Genomic DNA, 19,492 nt, shown 5'->3' with positions numbered 1-19,492 from the left:
AAATGAATTTAAATCATCCGTTTTGGCTATTTTAGTGAGATTATTCTTAAAAACATTGAGCGATGCGCAAACGTTCGTGGAAGAATAAATAGCGAGAGTCCTTGCCTGGCGAGCTTTGCCAGCGCAGGCGTCTTTCTTGACCCCATTTTTCAATAATTTACTCCATGAATGTTTGTTGTCATGCAAAATAATTGAGGGTAATGTTTGTAGCGCATCGGATATCCTGGTGTAACGAATTTTCAAGTGCTTCTTGCATTAGCAAGTTTCATCCCGACTCCTGCGAGTCGGGATTTTTTTCGCGCAACGATCAGCGATTAGCTTCGGTAACGCTAAAGTCATGGATATCGAGTTCAAAGGCCTCGGCCAGCTCGCGCCAGGTATGGTAACCCCGGCCATCAATGCTGACGTGATGAGGATCGTCTTGCGTTCGCTGGACTTCACTTTCGCTGATTTCATTAATCGCCGCCAGCAGGGCGTCAACATCAACGCTTCCCGTGCCTTTGTGCTCTTTGGCGATTTTCATTTCGGCTACCTCGCTTAACTCAGACAGGGCTCCTTAAGTATAGACGGTCTACAAAAACAGCAGTTGCCCGGCCGGACACTGCGCGATCGGCAGTTTTGTTCTACACTGGCTCAAAAATAGAGGAGATGAGTTATGCAGGTAAACGATCGTGTCACGGTGAAGACCGATGGTGGCCCACGTCGGTCGGGCGTTGTGCTGGCAATAGAGTCGTTTAGCGAAGGGGTCATGTATCTGGTTTCGCTGGAGGATTATCCGCTGGGGATCTGGTTTTTTAACGAGCACGGCCATCCTGACGGTATATTCGTTGAGCGGGAAGAGTGATTCGCCGCGAGTAAACTGGCGGCAGCGGCCGCCAGCGTTTTTCAACGCAGGTTGACGTGAATTCCGGATGTGATGTTTTCGGTCAGGCGGACGATGTGATAAATCACCTGTTTATTGTGGGTTTGAATCTTCTTTTTAATATTGCCCTTGTGCGAGGACACGGTCTTGGCCTTAATGTTCATCTGCGCTGATATGTGCGAGGTTCCGTGTCCGGCCATCCACATCTGAAGCATATTTGATTCGGTCTGGCTTAAGGTCAGCGTGGGAATATTAATCCGGGCAGCACGATAGTTCTCATATTTAAGACGGTTGGCGAGAATGTCATCAAGGTCTTTTTCGGTCAGCGATTTCGAGCACACGAGTAAGTTTTTGCGCACCAGCAGGTAATGGTCGAAATGAATATTGGCCAGCGACATAAAGATAATGAATAGCGTGGCGGGATACTGGCTGATGATTTGTCGGACAAGCTGGTTGCTCTCTTCATGATGAATAAAACAATCTTCATTGATAAATACTACGGCAGGGCGGCTGGCCTCACACATTGCCTTCAGGTTTGACGCACTCTGTACTTCTGCGATCTCACGCTTCTTTACCCCCCTGCTTGTCAGGTACCCGGTTAATCCCAGCCGGGTGAAGCTGCATAAATCCATGATAATCGTTGACATGACCCATCCTCAATCAACACGTAACGATAATTTATCCCTCGCCGACAAGCGCGATGAAGTCCATTTTGTTAGCAATTAAAACGACCGCTGCCGTGGAACCATTAGGCAGCCTGAACTATTCCTTAATATGCCCCTAATTTGCCAGGAATATTCTCAAAGTAAAGACGACAAAAGGCTATGTGGAAGAAATAAAAACATTAAATACCCGTCATATATAAGTTTGGCATTTTTACGCTTTTTTAAAATAGGATTATCCTTATATTGAGTGGTTAAAATAACGTCTTCGAATTAATGGCATTAATGGAATGGATGAGAATAACTTAACATTCCATGGCTATTTTTTGCCATATAACGCGGTGCAGGCGGGCGCTCTGCTTAGCCTGTACTCGATTCCGGAAGAGTGGCGGGCTTACCGCTTTAATGCCACAATGCTTTTTTTATCGGTTTGTGGGATGAATGATGAAAAAGATGGTACTGGCTGGCGCGCTGCTAGCCCTGACCGGGTGCGTGCAGGTTGATAGCTACAGCGATGTTGTTAAAGCGCCGGCGCCTGCAGGGCTGGAGGGATACTGGCAAACGGCAGGCCCGCAGAGTGAAATGATGAGTCCTGACGCGATAGCGAGCCTTATCGTGACCAAAGAGGGTGATACGCTTGACTGTCGACAGTGGCAACGGGTGATCGTCCTGCCGGGGAAATTAATGAAGCGTGATGATGTGATCTATAACGTTACCTCCGCGTTAGATGTCTATCCGCTTGAGCGTGAAGGCAATACGCTGCGCTACGATCGTATGACGCTTAAACGGGTGGATCGCCTCACTCCGGAGTGTGAACTGGCGTGGAAAAAAGCGTCGGCTGATAAAAGCGGACGGTAAGCTTGATGCGGGCTGAATCCTTCTCAGCCCGCGAAGTTTTATAGTGCTTCCTCAATCACCCACACGCTTACGCTGCCGCCACTACAGGTGAAAGTCCCGTTTCCTTCATCGTCGGTTTCAATAACCTCATCGCGGTTGCCGAGAAAATCTCGCCAGCGTTTATTGCGGTAATTTTCGCCCAGAGGGAGCGTTTTTTCCCCATCGTCGCCGTTGGATAGTACGACCACGCAGCCCGGATCATCCTCGGTGCCGCTCCGGCTGAAGGCAATACAGTTCGGATGATCGAACCAGAGCGTTTGTACACCGTGGGCAAAACGCTGGCGGGCGTCGATCAGTTCGTGTAGTTGTTCGATTACCGGCATCTCAATAGCGTAGCTCTCGCCATCGCCACCGGTATCTTCATAGCTGGCGCCGAAGAGATCGGCATAAAAGACCGAGGGAACGCCGTTTTCACGCAGCAGAATCAGCGCATACGCCAGCGGCTTGAACCAGGCCTCAACCGGCGCCTCGAGCGCCTGCAGCGGCTGAGTATCATGGTTGGTCACCAGGGTGACGGCGTGGAATGGGTCGGCTTCAACCAGCGTGCCGCTGAAAATCTGGCTCATGTCGTAATCGCGACCCTGCCGCGAAGCTTCATGAAATTTCATCTGCAGAGGGGCGTCGAACAGCATCGTCTTGCCGTCAACCATGGCGATATACTGCTGAAGCTTATCAACTTCGTGCGACCAGTATTCCGCGACGATAAACAGCGGTTTTGTCGCCACCTCCTGGACGTGTTCGATCCACTCTTTATAAAACCAGGCGGGGATATGTTTAACCGCATCAAGGCGGAAGCCATCGCACCCGGTCTGCTCCATTACCCAGCGCGCCCAGTATTTAATCTCCTCGGTAACCGCCCGATTGCGAAAATCGATATTTTCGCCCATCAGATAGTCGAAGTTGCCCATTTCATCATCGACCTGATCGTTCCATCCGTCGCCGGTGTAGTCATTGACGAGTTTAAACACGCCATCTTCTTCAGGATTCTCTATATGATCGATCCCGCTGAAGCACTTATAGTCCCAGATGAATTCAGAGTATTTACCGGCGCGGGCGGGGAAGGTGTAACGCGTCCAGGCCTCGCACTCAATAATCTCATCAGAGATTTGCGTACGATCGTTTTGATCAACGCGCTGAATGCGTACCGGCTCTTTTTCATCGGCCCCCATTTTGTGGTTAACCACAACGTCAAGCAGCACGGCGATATCGTGCTGGCGCAGCGCGGAGATTGCGGCGAGGAGCTGGTCTTTATCGCCATATTTGGTGGCGACTGAACCTTTTTGGTCAAACTCGCCGAGGTCAAACAGGTCGTAGCAATCATAGCCGACAGAGTAGCCGCCGGAGGCGCCCTTGTAGGCAGGAGGCAACCAAACCATGTTGATGCCGATTTCGTTAAGGTTTGGCGCGAGGGCTTCGACTTCACGCCATAATTCGCCGCCGGTTGGGTAGTACCAGTGAAAGCACTGCAGTAACGTGGGGTTTTTCATCTTCCTTGCTCCAGACGTCATCAAGCTGACCATTGCAGTATGAGAGATATCCAGCAAAACGGAGATGTTTTCGATACGTTTTCGCTATGCCCTAAAAGGCACCATATATAATAATTCGGAATAAGATGTAGCATATCGATGTTGGTGACTGAGGCTAAACGCCTTACACTGCAGCAAAATATCACTCTGTTAGGGGTATCTAATGAAATTAGCACTTCTGGGTCGTCAGGCGCTGATGGGCGCAATGGCCGTCGTTTTAATGGCTGGCGTCAGCGCAAAAACCTTTGCGGCTGAAAACCTGCTTAATCAGGTCAAAGAGCGTGGCACTCTACGCGTGGGTCTGGAAGGGACTTACCCGCCGTTCAGCTATCAGGGAGATGACGGTAAGCTGACCGGTTTCGAGGTGGATTTTGCCAACGAACTGGCGAAACATCTGGGCGTAAAGGCTGACCTTAAGCCCACCAAGTGGGACGGCATGCTGGCTTCGCTAGATTCTAAACGTATCGATGTCGTGATAAACCAGGTCACCATTTCCGATCAACGTAAGAAAAAATATGATTTCTCGACGCCCTATACTGTTTCAGGGATTCAGGCGCTGGTGAAAAAAGGGAACGAGGGCGTGATTAAAACCGCCGCTGACCTGAAAGGTAAGAAAGTCGGCGTGGGTCTGGGCACCAACTATGAAGAGTGGCTGCGTCAGAACGTCCAGGGCGTCGACATTCGTACTTATGATGATGATCCGACGAAATATCAGGATCTGCGCGTGGGCCGTATCGACGCCATCCTGGTTGACCGCCTGGCGGCGCTGGATCTGGTGAAGAAAACCGGCAATACCCTTGCCGTCACTGGTGAAGCCTTCTCCCGCCAGGAATCCGGCGTCGCGCTGCGTAAAGGTAACGAAGACCTGCTGAAAGCGGTTGATGGCGCCATTGCAGAGATGCAAAAAGATGGCAGCCTGAAGGCGCTATCGGAAAAATGGTTTGGCGCTGACGTCACGAAGTAACGGTCGGCGGTGAAAAAAGGCGCTCCTGATAGCGCCTTTTTTTATTTCGCGCTTCACAGCGTGCATAATTAAGGATAATTCAGTCAGGAGGTTTTATGTCACTGCAAAATTTAACCCTTTTCCCGCGTCTGGAGCTGATCGGCGCGCCGACGCCGCTTGAATATCTGCCGCGCCTTTCCGATTATCTCGGTCGTGAAATCTTCATCAAGCGTGATGACGTCACCCCGCTTGCAATGGGTGGTAATAAGCTGCGCAAGCTTGAGTTTCTTGCGGCTGATGCGCTGCGGGAAGGTGCGGATACGCTGATTACCGCCGGAGCCATCCAGTCGAACCATGTCCGTCAGACGGCAGCGGTGGCGGCAAAACTTGGCCTGCACTGCGTGGCGCTGCTGGAAAACCCAATGGGTACCCGGGCTGAGAACTATCTGACTAACGGTAACCGATTGCTGCTTGATCTGTTCAATACCCAGGTCGAAATGTGCGACGCGCTGACCGATCCTGATGCTCAGCTGGAAGAGCTGGCGACCCGCATTGAAGCTCAGGGCTATCGTCCCTACGTGATTCCGGTGGGCGGTTCGAACGCGCTGGGCGCGCTGGGCTATGTGGAGAGCGCGCTGGAAATTGCTCAGCAGTGCGAAGGGGCGGTTGAGCTTTCCTCCGTGGTCGTCGCATCCGGCAGCGCCGGTACGCATGCCGGTCTTGCGGTGGGACTTGAACAGCTGATGCCAAATGTCGAGCTTATCGGCGTAACGGTATCGCGCAAAGTAGCCGACCAGCTGCCAAAAGTCGCCGCGCTGCAGCAGGCGGTGGCAAATAGCCTGGAGCTGGAAGCAAAGGCCGGTATCCAGCTATGGGATGATTACTTTGCGCCGGGTTACGGGATACCGAACGACGAAGGAATGGCGGCGGTCAAGCTGCTGGCGCAGCTGGAAGGTATCCTGCTGGATCCGGTCTATACCGGAAAGGCAATGGCCGGACTGATTGATGGTGTCAGCCAGAAGCGCTTTAAGGATGAAGGCCCAATCCTGTTTGTTCATACCGGCGGCGCGCCTGCGCTGTTCGCCTATCATCCTCATATCTGATGCAGAACACATAGAATGCAAGAGAGTATCCAACTGGTTATCGATTCCGCGCCTTTTCTACTGAAGGGCGCGGTATTTACGCTACAGCTCAGCATCGGCGGCATGTTTTTTGGCCTGGTGCTGGGGTTTATTCTGGCGCTGATGCGCATGTCACCCATCTGGCCGATTAAATGGCTGGCGCGGATGTATATCTCCATCTTTCGCGGAACGCCGCTGATTGCGCAGCTGTTTATGATCTATTACGGCTTGCCGCAGTTCGGTATTGAGTTGGATCCTATTCCCGCAGCTATGATTGGCCTGTCTTTAAACACCGCGGCCTACGCGGCAGAAACGCTGCGCGCGGCGATTGCCTCCATTGATAAAGGACAGTGGGAGGCGGCGGCGAGTATTGGTATGACGCGCTGGCAGGCGATGCGCCGCGCGATTCTTCCCCAGGCCGCACGGGTGGCGCTGCCGCCGCTTTCCAACAGCTTTATCAGCCTGGTCAAAGATACCTCTTTGGCCGCGACTATCCAGGTGCCGGAGCTGTTCCGCCAGGCTCAGCTAATCACCTCGCGCACGCTGGAAGTTTTCACCATGTACCTGGCTGCTTCGCTGATTTACTGGGTAATGGCAACGGTGCTTTCCACGCTGCAAAACTATTTTGAAAATCAGCTGAACCGCCAGGAGCGTGATCCAAAATGAGTGCGATTGAAGTAAAAAACCTGGTGAAAAAATTCCATGGCCAAACGGTGCTTCACGGTATCGACCTTGAGGTTCAACAGGGCGAAGTGGTGGCGATTATCGGACCCAGTGGTTCAGGGAAAACCACGCTGCTGCGCAGTATTAATCTGCTGGAACAGCCGGAAAACGGTACCATTCGCGTCGGCGACGTGACCATCGATACCGCGCGCAGCCTCGGTCAGCAAAAAGCGGACATCCGCCGTCTGCGTCAGCATGTGGGCTTCGTGTTTCAGAACTTTAATCTTTTTCCCCACCGTACGGTGATGGAGAACATCATTGAAGGGCCGGTGATCGTCAAAGGGGAGGATAAAAATGAATCCATCGCCCGGGCGCGTGAGCTGCTGGCCAAGGTGGGGCTTACCGTTAAAGAAAACAGCTACCCGCGTCGTTTGTCCGGCGGGCAGCAGCAGCGCGTGGCAATTGCTCGCGCGCTGGCGATGCGCCCCGATGTCATCCTGTTTGATGAACCAACCTCGGCATTGGATCCCGAGCTGGTGGGGGAGGTGCTGAACACCATACGTCAGCTGGCGCAGGAGAAGCGTACGATGGTTATCGTTACCCATGAGATGAGCTTTGCCCGCGACGTAGCGGACCGCGCTATTTTTATGGATCAAGGGCGTATCGTTGAACAGGGAGACGCGAAATCTCTTTTTGCCAATCCTCAGCAGGCGCGTACCCGCCAGTTCCTCGAAAAATTTCTGATGCAATAATCTCAGTGCCCAGGCCGCTTCCGCTAAGGCTGAGGGGAGCGGCCTGCTAAACGACGCTTAACCGAGTTTCGGTAAAAGTTAAAAGTCCAGCCTCAGGACATAATCAACGCCGATATATCTGTCAAGGTTTTGTGCCACAACTGCGGGCATACTTTTCACGCATCAGGCGCTGTTGCCGGCCGCCATCTAATAAATGCGATGGCTACCATATTTTATACATATAAGCAGGATTTATGTGTTAGTTTTATGTATTTATAATAATGATTATCACTCAGGAGTTATTTGGTCAGTTATGAGGGACAATGATTTTTTCAGCTGGCGGCGGGAAATGCTGCAACAATTTCAGTCAGCTTCTGCAGGCGAAGGAGTTTTTCATCTACTCCAGCAGCAGGCACAAGCGCTGGAATATGACTACTTCGCGCTCTGCGTACGGCATCCCGTGCCTTTCACTCGCCCCAGGGTAACCCTGCAATCGACCTATCCTCCGGCCTGGATGTCGCATTATCAAGCCGAGAATTATTTCGCGATTGACCCGGTACTGCGCAAGGAGAATTTCCTTCGCGGGCATCTACCCTGGAACGATAAGCTATTCCACGACACCCCTGAATTATGGGACGGTGCGCGCGATCATGGCTTACGCAAGGGGGTAACGCAGTGCCTGACGCTGCCTAACCATGCACACGGATTCTTATCCGTCTCAGGAACCAGCCACAGCCAGGGGCCCTTTGAGGAAGATGAACTGGAGATGCGCTTAAGAACCCTGACCGAACTGAGTCTGCTGACGCTCTTGCGGCTGGAGGACGAAATGGTTATGCCGCCGGAAATGAAATTTAGTCGACGTGAACTGGAGATTTTGAAATGGACAGCGGAAGGCAAAACCTCGGCTGAGGTCGCAATGATTCTGTCTATCTCAGAAAATACCGTCAATTTTCATCAGAAGAATATGCAGCGAAAATTCAATGCGCCAAACAAAACGCAAATTGCCTGCTACGCGGTAGCGACGGGATTAATTTGATCTTATAGGTTGTTCTGCGTGCCAGACGTAAGACCGGCTGTTAGTCATACCTTCAGCCGGTGAATCATTACTGACGATATGCCTGCTTAATTTGCTTAACGGTGCTGGAGAATACGGCAGCCTGAGCCACATCTTCCATCTGCGCAATTTGCTTTTCCATTTTAATAATCACTCGGCCTGCATCAGCCTGACCCATGGCCTGCAGCATCAGCGTCATCATCGCTTTCAGGCACGAAACTTCCTGTGCCAGTTCTTGATTATTTTCCGCAGTGGAAAAATCTGGTGTGCTCATCGATATCCTCGTTTGCTTTCTGCGCAAATGCGCATGTCTAAAAGTGAAGGCGGCGCAGTATACCACAAGCAAAGGAAAAAAAAGGAGTGCTTGATTTTCGTTCTCTCATTTGAATGGTGAATGTTTTAATTGGCTGAATAATACGTAATCATGAGATGTAAGCAGCTTAATTTTTTCCATGACGCCGTTTCACTGTTAATATTTGTTACATATTCAGGCGCATATTTCTCATCTACGCAGAGTGTTGTGTTTTTACGTAATCTGTGTGATGAATGTTAAAAAACAACCGTTTCGCAACTCTATGTTAAGTATGGCTTTCCAGCAGGTGTGCAGGCAGATTTCCATAATTGCCTAAGAAATCTTTTCCAGGACATTTTTTGACTTTTAAAGTTACGCTAAAACCCGGTAATATGTAGGAGATAAGCTATCAGTGGCGTTATCCCTAATTCTGGAGAATATTCCTTTGATCAACGTCCTTCTTGTTGATGACCACGAACTAGTGCGCGCAGGGATACGACGCATTCTGGAAGATATAAAAGGGATTAAAGTTGCCGGCGAGGCCTGCTGCGGTGAGGATGCCGTGAAATGGTGCCGCGCAAATCCCGTTGATGTAGTCCTGATGGATATGAACATGCCGGGAATCGGCGGCCTTGAGGCTACGCGAAAAATTGCCCGTTCCGTTGCTGATGCCAAAGTGATTATGCTGACCGTGCATACGGAAAATCCGCTGCCGGCGAAAGTCATGCAGGCCGGCGCCGCTGGCTACCTCAGTAAAGGCGCTGCGCCGCAGGAGGTAGTCAATGCGATTCGTTGCGTGGCTTCGGGTCAGCGTTATATCGCATCCGATATCGCTCAGCAGATGGCGCTCAGCCAGATTGAACCGGAAAAGGCCGAATCGCCGTTTGCCAGTTTGTCTGAGCGAGAATTGCAGATTATGCTAATGATTACTAAAGGTCAGAAGGTCAACGAGATATCAGAGCAGTTAAATCTGAGTCCCAAGACCGTGAACAGCTACCGCTATCGCATGTTCAGTAAATTGAACATTCACGGCGATGTGGAGCTGACGCACCTGGCAATTCGCCATGGCCTGTGCAATGCGGAGTCGTTAGCAAGTCAGTGAGTGATGTTTTTGATGCAAAAGCTTTCCTGAAAACCGTAACCAGCCAGCCGGGCGTCTATCGTATGTATGATGCTGGCGGTACTGTTATCTATGTAGGCAAAGCAAAAGATCTGAAAAAGCGGCTTAGCAGCTATTTTCGCAGCAACCTGGCTTCGCGTAAAACCGAAGCGCTGGTGGCGCTTATTGCCCAGATTGACGTTACCGTGACCCACACCGAAACGGAAGCGCTGCTGCTTGAGCATAACTATATTAAGCTTTATCAGCCGCGCTATAACGTGCTGCTGCGCGATGATAAATCCTACCCCTTTATTTTTCTTAGCGGCGATACGCATCCCCGCCTGGCGACGCATCGTGGAGCCAAGCATGCGAAAGGCGAATATTTCGGTCCGTTCCCCAACGGCTACGCCGTTCGCGAGACGTTAGCGCTGCTGCAAAAGATCTTTCCTGTCCGCCAGTGCGAAAACAGCGTTTATCGCAACCGCTCGCGGCCGTGCCTGCAGTACCAAATTGGCCGTTGTCTCGGGCCATGCGTTGCCGGGCTGGTGAGTGAGGAAGAGTATGCTCAGCAGGTCGACTACGTACGCCTGTTCCTGGCGGGTAAAGACGATCAGGTACTGACTCAGCTGATTGCCCGCATGGAAAAAGCCAGCCAGGCGCTGGAGTTTGAAGAGGCTGCGCGGATCCGCGACCAGATTCAAGCCGTCCGTCGGGTAACGGAGAAGCAGTTCGTCTCCAATACCGGGGACGATCTCGATGTTATCGGCGTGTCGTTTGATGCCGGAATGGCATGCGTCCACGTGCTGTTTATACGCCAGGGGAAAGTCCTTGGCAGCCGCAGCTATTTCCCCAAAGTGCCGAATGGTACCGAACTGGGTGAAGTGGTGGAAACGTTTGTCGGGCAGTTCTATTTACAGGGCAGCCAGATGCGGACGCTGCCGAGCGAGATCCTGCTGGATTTCAACCTCGGCGACAAAACCCTGCTGGCGGATTCGCTCTCAGAACTGGCCGGACGCCGGGTTAACGTACAGACCAAACCTCGCGGCGATCGCGCCCGCTATCTGAAACTGGCGCGGACTAACGCCGCGACGGCGCTGACCACCAGGCTTTCTCAGCATTCAACGATAACTCAGCGCCTGCAGGCGCTCGCGACGCTACTCAAACTCCCCGCCGTCAATCGGATGGAATGTTTTGATATCAGCCATACGATGGGCGAACAGACCGTCGCGTCGTGCGTGGTTTTCGATAGCAACGGACCGCTGCGTGCGGAATATCGCCGCTACAATATCACTGGCATCACGCCCGGGGACGATTATGCGGCGATGAATCAGGTACTTCGTCGTCGCTACGGCAAGGCAATAGAAGAGAGTAAGATCCCCGATGTCATCCTGATCGACGGCGGTAAAGGCCAGCTTGGCCAGGCGAAAACGGTCTTTGCCGAGCTGGACGTGCCGTGGGATAAAAGTCATCCGCTGTTATTAGGCGTGGCAAAAGGCAGCGATCGCAAAGCGGGCCTGGAGACGTTGTTTTTCGAACCGGAAGGCGAGGGCTTTAGCCTGCCGCCGGATTCCCCCGCGCTGCATGTCATACAGCATATTCGCGACGAGTCGCACGATCACGCCATTACCGGCCACCGTAAAAAACGGGCAAAAGTAAAAAGCACCAGCACGCTGGAAACCATCGAAGGGGTGGGGCCAAAACGCCGACAGATGCTGCTGAAATATATGGGTGGTCTGCAGGGACTGCAGAAGGCCAGCGTCGAAGAGATTGCGAAAGTACCGGGTATATCTCACGGTCTGGCAGAAAAGATCTTCTACTCGTTGAAACATTAGGGGCTCTGTAGCAACATAGGGCTAATTTTTACTTACAACAGATAGTTACCCGTTACCATGCAATTTAATATCCCTACGTTGCTTACTCTGTTTCGCGTCATTCTTATTCCATTCTTTGTACTGGCGTTTTATCTCCCGTTTAGCTGGGCTCCTTTTGCCTGCGCGCTGATTTTCTTCATCGCGGCGGTGACCGACTGGTTTGATGGCTACCTGGCGCGTCGCTGGAATCAGAGCACTCGTTTCGGCGCTTTCCTTGATCCGGTTGCGGACAAAGTCATGGTGGCGATTGCGATGGTGCTGGTGGCCGAGCATTATCATACCTGGTGGGTAACGTTACCGGCCGCTACGATGATCGCGCGCGAAATCATCATCTCCGCGCTGCGCGAGTGGATGGCTGAACTGGGTAAGCGCAGCAGCGTAGCGGTATCATGGATTGGTAAAGTAAAAACAACGGCCCAGATGGCGGCGCTGGTGTGGATGCTGTGGCGGCCAAATATCTGGGTTGAATGGGCGGGGATAGGGCTATTCCTCGTGGCGGCGGTGCTGACGCTGTGGTCGATGCTGCAATATCTGAACGCCGCGCGCGGGGATTTGCTTGATCAGTGATCGTTTCGGCGCAATTTTCAGCAAACAACACAAGGTTTTGAAAAATATCGTTGACTCATTGCGCCAGGTAAGTAGAATGCATCGCATCGAACGGCAGCACAGTCTGGCAGACGATAACAAAATCAACTAATTAGCAAATTAGCTTGATGATGCGGGAATAGCTCAGTTGGTAGAGCACGACCTTGCCAAGGTCGGGGTCGCGAGTTCGAGTCTCGTTTCCCGCTCCAGTTTAAGACATCGGCAGTTGCGGGTGTTAAAGCATTAAGGCGCGTTAGCAAAGCGGTTATGTAGCGGATTGCAAATCCGTCTAGTCCGGTTCGACTCCGGAACGCGCCTCCAATTTCTATCCCGAGCCCGGATGGTGGAATCGGTAGACACAAGGGATTTAAAATCCCTCGGCGTTCGCGCTGTGCGGGTTCAAGTCCCGCTCCGGGTACCATTGGGATAAAACAGAATAATCAAAGCAATAAGCAGTGTCGTGAAACCACCTACGGGTGGTTTTTTTGTTTTTGTCCCTTATGAAAAACCGCTTCAGCGCTACCTCGCGATCGTCGGGTACATTTTGTCATAGGACAAAATACTTTTCTGTTGCTATTATCTGCCAGCACTCAATCATTATCTCAATAAGTGGGGATGAAATGTTTACTGGCCTCTGCGCTTTTCCTCTGACTCCGTTACATCCACATGGCGTTGATGAATCGGCATTTGCCCGAATTGTCACTCGTCTCGTCGAATCTGAGGTCGATTCCCTCGGCGTACTTGGCTCCACCGGAAGCTATGCCTGGCTTAGCCGTGAGCAGAGAATGCAGGTGGTGCGCCAGGCAAAATCGCATGCCGGACCCATTCCGTTGATGGTCGGCATAGGGGCGCTGGGGACCGATCAGGTTCTCCGTCTGGCTGAAGACGCGCAGATGGCAGGCGCCGGCGCGCTGCTTCTGCCAGTAATGGCTTATCAACCCCTGACAGACGAGGAGATTTTGACTTTTTACCAGACCGTCACCCAACAGGTCTCCGTCCCCGTCTGCGTTTACGACAATCCCGTTACCACGCATGTGACGACTTCGGATGAACTTAAAGGCGCGATCGCCGCGCTACCCGGGATCGCCTCAATTAAAATCCCCGGCCCCGCGAAAAATGAAACCGTCCGCCGGATTCAGAGCCTGCGGCGCCAGCTACCGGCAGGGGTGAGTATTGGCATTAGCGGGGACGCCTGCGCGGCCGATGGCCTGAATGCCGGCTGCGAAGTCTGGTATTCGGTGTGCGGCGGCCTTTTCCCGCAGGTCGCCAAAGAGATAACCGCGGCGGCAGCGCGAGGGGACGCTGAGCAGGCGACGGCAATCAGCGCCAGGCTCGCGCCGCTGTGGATGTTATTCAGTAAATATGGTGGCAGCCTGCGAGTGACCGCCGCAGCGGCAAGTATCCTCGGGCTGTGTGGGGAGGATTGCTTACCGCGACCGCTGCTTCCGCTTTCGTCGGATGCCTTTAGCGAAATTGCGGAAACACTTCGCACGCTGAAGCTCCTGTAGCCGGGTAGTTTTCTTTCGCTATTTCCGCTACTGTAAGCGCCATTTTTTACGACGATGAGCCTGTTTATGAAAACTGGACCCCTGAACGAAAGCGAAGTGGAATGGCTGGATGATATCCTGTCGAAATACGCGGTAGAAGGCACCATCATGGATGTTGCTGAACTGGATGGCCTACTGACGGCCATACTCTCCGGGCCGACCGAGATTGAGCCCGCGCAGTGGCTGATTGCTATCTGGGGCGGAGCGGATAATGTGCCGCGCTGGGCCAACGATCGCGAGCGGGATCGCTTCGTCAACCTGACGCTGCAGCATATGAGCGATATTGCCGAGCGTTTAAGCGACTATCCCGATCAGTTCGAACCGATGTTCGGCAGCCGGGAAGAGGAGGGGCAGGAGCTCACCATTGTTGAGGAGTGGTGCTTTGGCTATATGCGCGGCGTGGGATTAAGCGACTGGTCAGCTCTGCCTGCCGAGCTGCAGGCAGAGCTGGACGCCATCGCTCTGCACGGTACCGAAGAGCGCTTCGAGGCGCTGGATGAACTATCCGCGGAAGAGTTTATCGCCAGCGTTGAGCGAATTCGTCCTGCGGCCCTGGCGCTTTACAACTACTGGACTGAGCACGCTCAGCCTGCACAAGTTCAACAGCCCATCAGGAATGAGAGCAAGATTGGGCGCAACGATCCTTGCCCGTGCGGCAGCGGTAAGAAATATAAGCAGTGCTGTTTAACGAAGTAACATCAGGGGCCGAATTGGCCCCTTTTTTATCCCACCGCCGGCAGTAATCCTGCGACTATCGCAAACTGAATCACTACGATAGCGATCCCGCAGAGCAGGACAAGCCACAGCGCCGCTGAACCGCCTGCGACCCGCCACGGGGCATCAGGGTGCTGTTGGCGGCTCTTCATTACCAGCAGCGAAGGCAGCATGAGCGCGAGCACGGCAAGCGCAACGCCCGCATAGCCTAACGCCATCACGAAGCCACGCGGATAAAATAGCGCGAAGGCCAGCGGAGGCAAAAAGGTAATCAGACCGCTCTGTAGCCGGCCACCGGCGCTGTTCTGGCGTTGAAACAGATCGGCCAGATAGTCGAACAACCCAAGCGCCACGCCGAGAAATGATGTCGCCAGCGCCAGGTCGGCGAACAGATGGACCGCCAGCTCAACGTGCGACGATGCCACCACTTCACGGATGGCCTCCAGCAGGCCATTGAGCCCGGCATTCTGCGCCAGCAGCGCGGTAAACGCAGGAGAGTCAATGCTGCCCAGCGTCGCCAGCTGCCAGAAAATATAGGCGACCAGAGGAATAAAGCTTCCGATGATAAATACCCGGCGCAGCTTGCGAATATCGCCGCCCAGGTAGCTCACAATACTGGGTATGCTGCCGTGAAAACCAAAGGAAGTAAAAATCACCGGAATGGCCGACAGCGCCAGCCCCTGCTGTAGCGGCAGAGTCAGCAGGTTTATCTGGTGAATGTGCGGCAGCAGAAGCGCGAGCATGATGGCGAGGAAAATAATCTTTGCGCTGAATAAAAAGCGGTTAAAAAGATCGACCAGCGAAGTCCCGATGCAGACGACCGTCCCACCGATAGCGGTAAAGATCAGAACGCCTGCCGCAGGAGGCAGCGTCCAGTCCAGCCACTGATTGAGGCTTGAGGCCAGCAGTTCGCCGGCGCCGCTGATATAGGCTGCCGTGAGCGCGTAAAGCAGAAACAGCATGCAAAAGCCGGTTGCCCATTGCCCGTATCGGCCCAGATAGCGTGCCGCCAGCGAACCCAGACCCATGTCGGCCGGCACGTGCTGGTAGACTTCCAGCAGCAGCAAAGCGGTATAACACATTAGCGCCCAAAGCGTTATCAGCAAAGCTAACGTTACGCCGAAACCTACGCCCGCCGATGCCAACGGCATGGCTAACATCCCTGCGCCGATGGTGGTGCCGGCGACGATTAAAATACTACCCAGAGTGCGGTTCTTCACGCTTTTCACTATCCATTACGGCATTCACAATTCATTATGCCGCGCAGAGTATGTGAAATCAGTCGCTTCGTCAAATGAGGGTTACAGGCTTTGTAATGAGAACTTTACAGTAACACAGGGTTTGCTTCAAAGCTGCGCTGGCGCAAGAATTCGCCGCCCGGGCTGGTATATTCTGCGGGCTTTACGGGAGAGAATATGCAATCGATTCATGGTCACGAAGTGCTGCAAATGATGATCGCCTCAGGCGAAACTTACACCGTGGCGACGCTTGAAGCGGCCATCGTCGCGCGTTTCGGTAAAGAAGCCCGATTCCACACCTGCTCGGCGGAAAATCTGAGTGCGGCGGAACTGGTGGCGTTTTTGCAGAAAAAAGGCAAGTTTATTGCCGCTGAAGAAGGGTTTAATACGCACGAAAGTAAAATTTGCCGCCATTAATACGGCAGCGGGCGCTGGAGCCTCGCTGCCGGCTTAATTAATTTTGCGTGTCGAGCGTTGCCAGCTCTTTATCAATAAAGTACAGACCTTCGCCGCTTTTACCTGCGAGGGTTAATTTATCAATAACCGATTTAAACAGCTTCTCTTCTTCGTGCTGTTCAGCAACGTACCACTGCAGGAAATTAAACGTCGGATAATCCTGACTGGTCATTGCCGCATGTGCCAGTTCATTAATTTTTTGCGTAATTAACTGTTCATGTTCGTAGGTCGCACGGAATAGCTCGTCAAGAGAGGCATACTCGGCAAACGGCGACGCGATAGCCGTGATGCAGGGCAGACTACCGGTATCGGTCAGGTAGTCGAACAGGCGCTGCATATGAGTCATCTCTTCCTGCGCGTGGCGACGAAGAAACGCCGCCGCGCCTTCAAAGCTGTGGTAACTACACCAGGCGCTCATTTGCTGATAAAGCAGAGAGGAATAAAGTTCAAGATTCATCTGCGCATTAAGCTTATCGATCATTTCAGTTTTTAGCATCTGGCTGCTCCGGGAAAAAAGAAATAAGTTTTAGTGCGCACACTATAATTTGTTATTAATTTATTTGCAAAAAGTAAATTAATAAATTCATTTATTAATAATGCAAATGGGAATAACACGCATTGGCACTTTTAAAATAATGAGAATGGTTTTAATTCCTTATTTCGTTCACTTCGCCGTTGGGCCAAATTTCGCCGTGTTAATCCGATCCCCCGCACACAGACCTGGCCTGAGATGACGCGACTTGCCTCAGGATGAGGCGGCGTCCTGGCAGGACGGAAGGCAAAAGTGTGAGGCGAGATGTAATTTATAAAACAACTTTTCATAAAAATTGAAAGTATGTTCGTAAGGTAGTATTGTCATAGCAACGCTAACGAACTATCGCGGGAAAACCCGCACAGCATTCAGGAGAGTAAAGCATGAAAATCGCACTGATGATGGAAAACAGCCAGGCGAACAAAAACGCCATCATCCTCAATGAATTAAACGCCGTTGCTGACGAGAAGGGCTTCCCGGTTTACAACGTCGGGATGAGCGATGAAAACGACCATCACCTGACCTATATCCATCTGGGCATTATGGCCAGCATCCTGCTGAATTCGAAGGCGGTCGACTTTGTGGTTACCGGCTGCGGCACTGGTCAGGGCGCGCTAATGTCGTTAAATATTCATCCGGGCGTAGTTTGTGGCTACTGCATCGACCCTGCGGACGCCTTCCTGTTTGCGCAGATCAATAACGGTAACGCGCTGTCTCTGCCGTTTGCGAAAGGATTTGGCTGGGGTGCAGAGCTGAACGTACGCTTTATCTTTGAAAAAGCCTTCACCGGCCGCAAAGGCGAAGGCTATCCGCCGGAGCGTAAAGAGCCTCAGGTGCGTAACGCCGGCATCCTGAACGCGGTCAAAGCCGCGGTGGTTAAGGAAAACTATCTGGATACGCTGCGTGCGATCGATCCGGAGCTGGTGAAAACTGCCGTTTCCGGCCCTCGCTTCCAGCAGTGTTTCTTTGAGAACTGCCAGGATAAAGAGATCGAAGCGTTCGTTCGCCAGATCATCGGTTAATCGATTAACACATCCTATGCCAGGCCAGCGCTGCTGGCCTTTTCGTTATCTATTTCTTTTTGTTCGACACGCTGCTACCCGCATCTTTTGTCAGATGCAGAGTATCAATCATGCCGACCAGGCAAATCAGCGCAATAAAGATAAACGACAGGCGGAAGCTGATGCCCGGAAGGTGAGAAAGCGTAAGCCATTCACTGAACTCTTCCCCAATACGAATACCTATCGCTCCAAGCGTTATCCCAAGTCCAACGGCCAGCTGGGATGCGGTGCTGAACAGCGTATTGGCATAGCTCATTTGTCCGGAAGGAACATCGGCAAAAGCGAGGGTGCTGATGCCGGTAAATTGAATCGATCGGAAGACCCCGCCGAGATAGAGAATTACAAAGATGAGCCAAACCGGCGTATGCGGGGTTAAAAAAGCGCAGGCCAGCAGCGATAATACGTTTAATGCGCCATTGATCAGCAGCAGACAGCGAAAACCCAGCCAGCGAATCAGCGGCGTTGTAAGGGGCTTGATGGTGAAGTTGCCGACGAACACCGCCAGCACCAGCAGCCCCGAGTGGAAGGGATCCATGCCGAAGCCGACCTGAAAAAGCAGCGGCAGCAGAAACGGAACGGCGCTGATGGAGGAGCGGAACAGCGAACCGCCGTACATGGTGACCCTGAAGGTGGGGATCTCCAGCGCATCAAGGCGCACCATCGGCCATTCAGCGCGGCGGAAGTGCCGTAACGAGAAAAGCATGCAGCCCAGGCCTAACGCCAGCAGCGCCAGGGTCTGCCAGCCCAGAGGCTGACGATCGCCGAGAAGCTCCATGGCGGCAACCAGGCTAACCATCGCCACCGAGGTCGCAAGAAAACCGGAAAGATCGAACGGGCGGCGCTCTTCTTCCCGAATATCCGGGATGATGCGCAGCGCCAGGGCAATCGCCACAAGCCCGAGCGGCACGTTAATAAAGAAGATCCAGTGCCAGCTGGCGTAGCTGGTGATAAATCCGCCCAACGGTGGGCCAATAATAGGCGCCACCAGCGCCGGCCAGGTCAGAGTGGCAATCGCTTTAATCAGCTGATGCTTCGGTGTGGTGCGCAACACCGCCAGGCGGCCCACGGGCACCATCAGCGCGCCGCCAATTCCCTGAAGAATACGCATGGCGACAAACACATCGACATTGGTCGACAACCCGCAAAACACCGAGGCGAGGGTAAAAATCGCCAGCGCCAGGCTAAAGATTTTCCGCGCGCCGAAGCGATCGGCGATCCAGCCGCTGGCGGGTATCAGCACCGCAAGGGTAATAAGGTAGGCGCTAATTCCAATGTTGAGATCCACGGCCGTTACGCCGAAGTCTTTCGCCATGTCGGGCAGGGCGGTGGCGATGACTGTGCCGTCGAGGAACTCCATAAAAAACGCGCCGGCCACCAGCAGAGCAGGTGCTGAAAAAGAGCGGTTGTCCCTGGAAGAGATGTTTGTACTCATCGTTGTATCGCTGCCATTGCTAAGCGATCCCGGATTCACCTGGAGCCCGCAGCTCTTAACTATCCGAAATAACTCACTTTTGTTGAATGTTTAAATTTATTTTGTAAATAAAACGTGATTTATCGCACATTGAGATTGATTTTTGTGATGCAAGTCATATTATAGCCGTGTAGATATTAACACCTGCATAACAAAAATGGAGCCAA

21 protein-coding genes and 3 tRNA genes are annotated in these 19,492 nt (G+C 52.7%); 17 read left to right on the top strand and 7 right to left on the bottom strand.

Annotation, left to right across the window (positions count from 1 at the left end; genetic code table 11):
- Positions 1-307: 307 nt before the first annotated feature.
- Positions 308-523: a YodD family peroxide/acid resistance protein gene (yodD, locus tag ABLV12_RS26970; protein WP_004103467.1), complete on the bottom strand. Its 216-nt coding sequence runs from the start codon at positions 521-523 to the stop codon at positions 308-310.
- A 132-nt stretch (positions 524-655) separates the two neighbouring features.
- Here yodD and dsrB point away from each other — a divergent pair, with 132 nt between their 5' ends.
- Complete coding sequence (dsrB, locus tag ABLV12_RS26965) at positions 656-844, top strand: protein DsrB (RefSeq protein WP_004103466.1); 189 nt, start codon at positions 656-658, stop codon at positions 842-844.
- 41 nt (positions 845-885) lie between these two features.
- On the opposite strand, the gene rcsA is transcribed toward dsrB, so the two are convergent.
- Positions 886-1,509, bottom strand: a complete 624-nt coding sequence (gene rcsA / locus ABLV12_RS26960; protein ID WP_004103465.1) for a transcriptional regulator RcsA — start codon at positions 1,507-1,509, stop codon at positions 886-888.
- Positions 1,510-1,965: 456 nt separating this feature from the next.
- Here rcsA and yedD point away from each other — a divergent pair, with 456 nt between their 5' ends.
- Positions 1,966-2,382, top strand: coding sequence for a lipoprotein YedD (yedD, locus tag ABLV12_RS26955; RefSeq protein WP_026055909.1), 417 nt, complete (start codon positions 1,966-1,968; stop codon positions 2,380-2,382).
- A gap of 38 nt (positions 2,383-2,420) precedes the next feature.
- On the opposite strand, the gene amyA is transcribed toward yedD, so the two are convergent.
- Entirely contained in the window at positions 2,421-3,908 is a 1,488-nt protein-coding gene (gene amyA, locus ABLV12_RS26950) for an alpha-amylase (protein ID WP_348867486.1), read from the bottom strand.
- Positions 3,909-4,110: 202 nt separating this feature from the next.
- Here amyA and tcyJ point away from each other — a divergent pair, with 202 nt between their 5' ends.
- From tcyJ to sdiA, 5 genes are all read left to right on the top strand, one after another.
- Positions 4,111-4,911 carry a cystine ABC transporter substrate-binding protein gene (gene tcyJ / locus ABLV12_RS26945; RefSeq protein WP_017145622.1) on the top strand — a complete coding sequence of 267 codons (801 nt, stop codon included), beginning with the start codon at positions 4,111-4,113 and terminating at the stop codon, positions 4,909-4,911.
- 95 nt (positions 4,912-5,006) lie between these two features.
- Positions 5,007-5,993, top strand: a complete 987-nt coding sequence (gene dcyD, locus ABLV12_RS26940) for a D-cysteine desulfhydrase (protein ID WP_004113837.1) — start codon at positions 5,007-5,009, stop codon at positions 5,991-5,993.
- A gap of 15 nt (positions 5,994-6,008) precedes the next feature.
- Positions 6,009-6,677 carry a cystine ABC transporter permease gene (tcyL, locus tag ABLV12_RS26935; protein ID WP_049591813.1) on the top strand — a complete coding sequence of 223 codons (669 nt, stop codon included), beginning with the start codon at positions 6,009-6,011 and terminating at the stop codon, positions 6,675-6,677.
- Entirely contained in the window at positions 6,674-7,426 is a 753-nt protein-coding gene (gene tcyN, locus ABLV12_RS26930) for an L-cystine ABC transporter ATP-binding protein TcyN (RefSeq protein WP_348867485.1), read from the top strand. The genes tcyL and tcyN overlap by 4 nt, the downstream gene beginning before the upstream one ends.
- Positions 7,427-7,718: 292 nt before the next feature.
- Positions 7,719-8,441: a transcriptional regulator SdiA gene (gene sdiA, locus ABLV12_RS26925; protein WP_004113835.1), complete on the top strand. Its 723-nt coding sequence runs from the start codon at positions 7,719-7,721 to the stop codon at positions 8,439-8,441.
- A gap of 67 nt (positions 8,442-8,508) precedes the next feature.
- Here the strand turns inward: sdiA and ABLV12_RS26920 are convergent, their stop codons facing one another.
- Complete coding sequence (locus ABLV12_RS26920) at positions 8,509-8,733, bottom strand: DUF2594 family protein (RefSeq protein ID WP_004103455.1); 225 nt, start codon at positions 8,731-8,733, stop codon at positions 8,509-8,511.
- 463 nt (positions 8,734-9,196) lie between these two features.
- On the opposite strand from ABLV12_RS26920, the gene uvrY reads away from it, so the two are divergent.
- The 8 genes from uvrY to ABLV12_RS26880 all read left to right on the top strand — a co-directional run bounded on the left by uvrY (position 9,197) and on the right by ABLV12_RS26880 (position 14,549).
- A complete protein-coding gene (gene uvrY, locus ABLV12_RS26915) occupies positions 9,197-9,853 on the top strand; it encodes a UvrY/SirA/GacA family response regulator transcription factor (protein ID WP_004122102.1) in 657 nt (218 codons plus the stop codon).
- A complete protein-coding gene (gene uvrC / locus ABLV12_RS26910) occupies positions 9,850-11,682 on the top strand; it encodes an excinuclease ABC subunit UvrC (protein WP_004113833.1) in 1,833 nt (610 codons plus the stop codon). The genes uvrY and uvrC overlap by 4 nt, the downstream gene beginning before the upstream one ends.
- 57 nt (positions 11,683-11,739) lie before the next feature.
- Positions 11,740-12,288 (top strand): CDP-diacylglycerol--glycerol-3-phosphate 3-phosphatidyltransferase, encoded by a 549-nt coding sequence (pgsA, locus tag ABLV12_RS26905; RefSeq protein WP_004113831.1) that lies wholly within the window; start codon positions 11,740-11,742, stop codon positions 12,286-12,288.
- Between the two features lie 151 nt (positions 12,289-12,439).
- Positions 12,440-12,515, top strand: a tRNA-Gly gene (locus ABLV12_RS26900).
- Positions 12,516-12,553: 38 nt separating this feature from the next.
- Positions 12,554-12,627, top strand: a tRNA-Cys gene (locus ABLV12_RS26895).
- Positions 12,628-12,640: 13 nt separating this feature from the next.
- Positions 12,641-12,727 (top strand) — tRNA-Leu (locus ABLV12_RS26890).
- Positions 12,728-12,926: 199 nt separating this feature from the next.
- On the top strand, positions 12,927-13,814 hold the full coding sequence (locus ABLV12_RS26885) for a dihydrodipicolinate synthase family protein (RefSeq protein WP_064398741.1): 888 nt from the start codon (positions 12,927-12,929) through the stop codon (positions 13,812-13,814).
- A gap of 66 nt (positions 13,815-13,880) precedes the next feature.
- Positions 13,881-14,549: a YecA family protein gene (locus tag ABLV12_RS26880; protein ID WP_023321234.1), complete on the top strand. Its 669-nt coding sequence runs from the start codon at positions 13,881-13,883 to the stop codon at positions 14,547-14,549.
- Positions 14,550-14,575: 26 nt separating this feature from the next.
- On the opposite strand, the gene tyrP is transcribed toward ABLV12_RS26880, so the two are convergent.
- Positions 14,576-15,787: a tyrosine transporter TyrP gene (tyrP, locus tag ABLV12_RS26875; RefSeq protein ID WP_004103448.1), complete on the bottom strand. Its 1,212-nt coding sequence runs from the start codon at positions 15,785-15,787 to the stop codon at positions 14,576-14,578.
- Between the two features lie 195 nt (positions 15,788-15,982).
- On the opposite strand from tyrP, the gene ABLV12_RS26870 reads away from it, so the two are divergent.
- Positions 15,983-16,222 (top strand): YecH family metal-binding protein, encoded by a 240-nt coding sequence (locus ABLV12_RS26870; RefSeq protein ID WP_017145627.1) that lies wholly within the window; start codon positions 15,983-15,985, stop codon positions 16,220-16,222.
- 37 nt (positions 16,223-16,259) lie between these two features.
- Here ABLV12_RS26870 and ftnA read toward each other — a convergent pair whose 3' ends face one another.
- Entirely contained in the window at positions 16,260-16,757 is a 498-nt protein-coding gene (gene ftnA / locus ABLV12_RS26865; protein ID WP_004113821.1) for a non-heme ferritin, read from the bottom strand.
- A 419-nt stretch (positions 16,758-17,176) separates the two neighbouring features.
- On the opposite strand from ftnA, the gene ABLV12_RS26860 reads away from it, so the two are divergent.
- Positions 17,177-17,815 (top strand): RpiB/LacA/LacB family sugar-phosphate isomerase, encoded by a 639-nt coding sequence (locus ABLV12_RS26860; RefSeq protein WP_004103442.1) that lies wholly within the window; start codon positions 17,177-17,179, stop codon positions 17,813-17,815.
- Between the two features lie 49 nt (positions 17,816-17,864).
- Here the strand turns inward: ABLV12_RS26860 and ABLV12_RS26855 are convergent, their stop codons facing one another.
- Positions 17,865-19,286, bottom strand: a complete 1,422-nt coding sequence (locus ABLV12_RS26855) for an MFS transporter (protein ID WP_064398748.1) — start codon at positions 19,284-19,286, stop codon at positions 17,865-17,867.
- Positions 19,287-19,492 lie beyond the last annotated feature (206 nt).

The sequence above is a fragment of the Klebsiella sp. CN_Kp100 genome, from assembly GCF_040065315.1.
Lineage (GTDB): Bacteria > Pseudomonadota > Gammaproteobacteria > Enterobacterales > Enterobacteriaceae > Klebsiella > Klebsiella oxytoca.
This window is presented reverse-complemented; position numbering and strand designations above follow the sequence as displayed.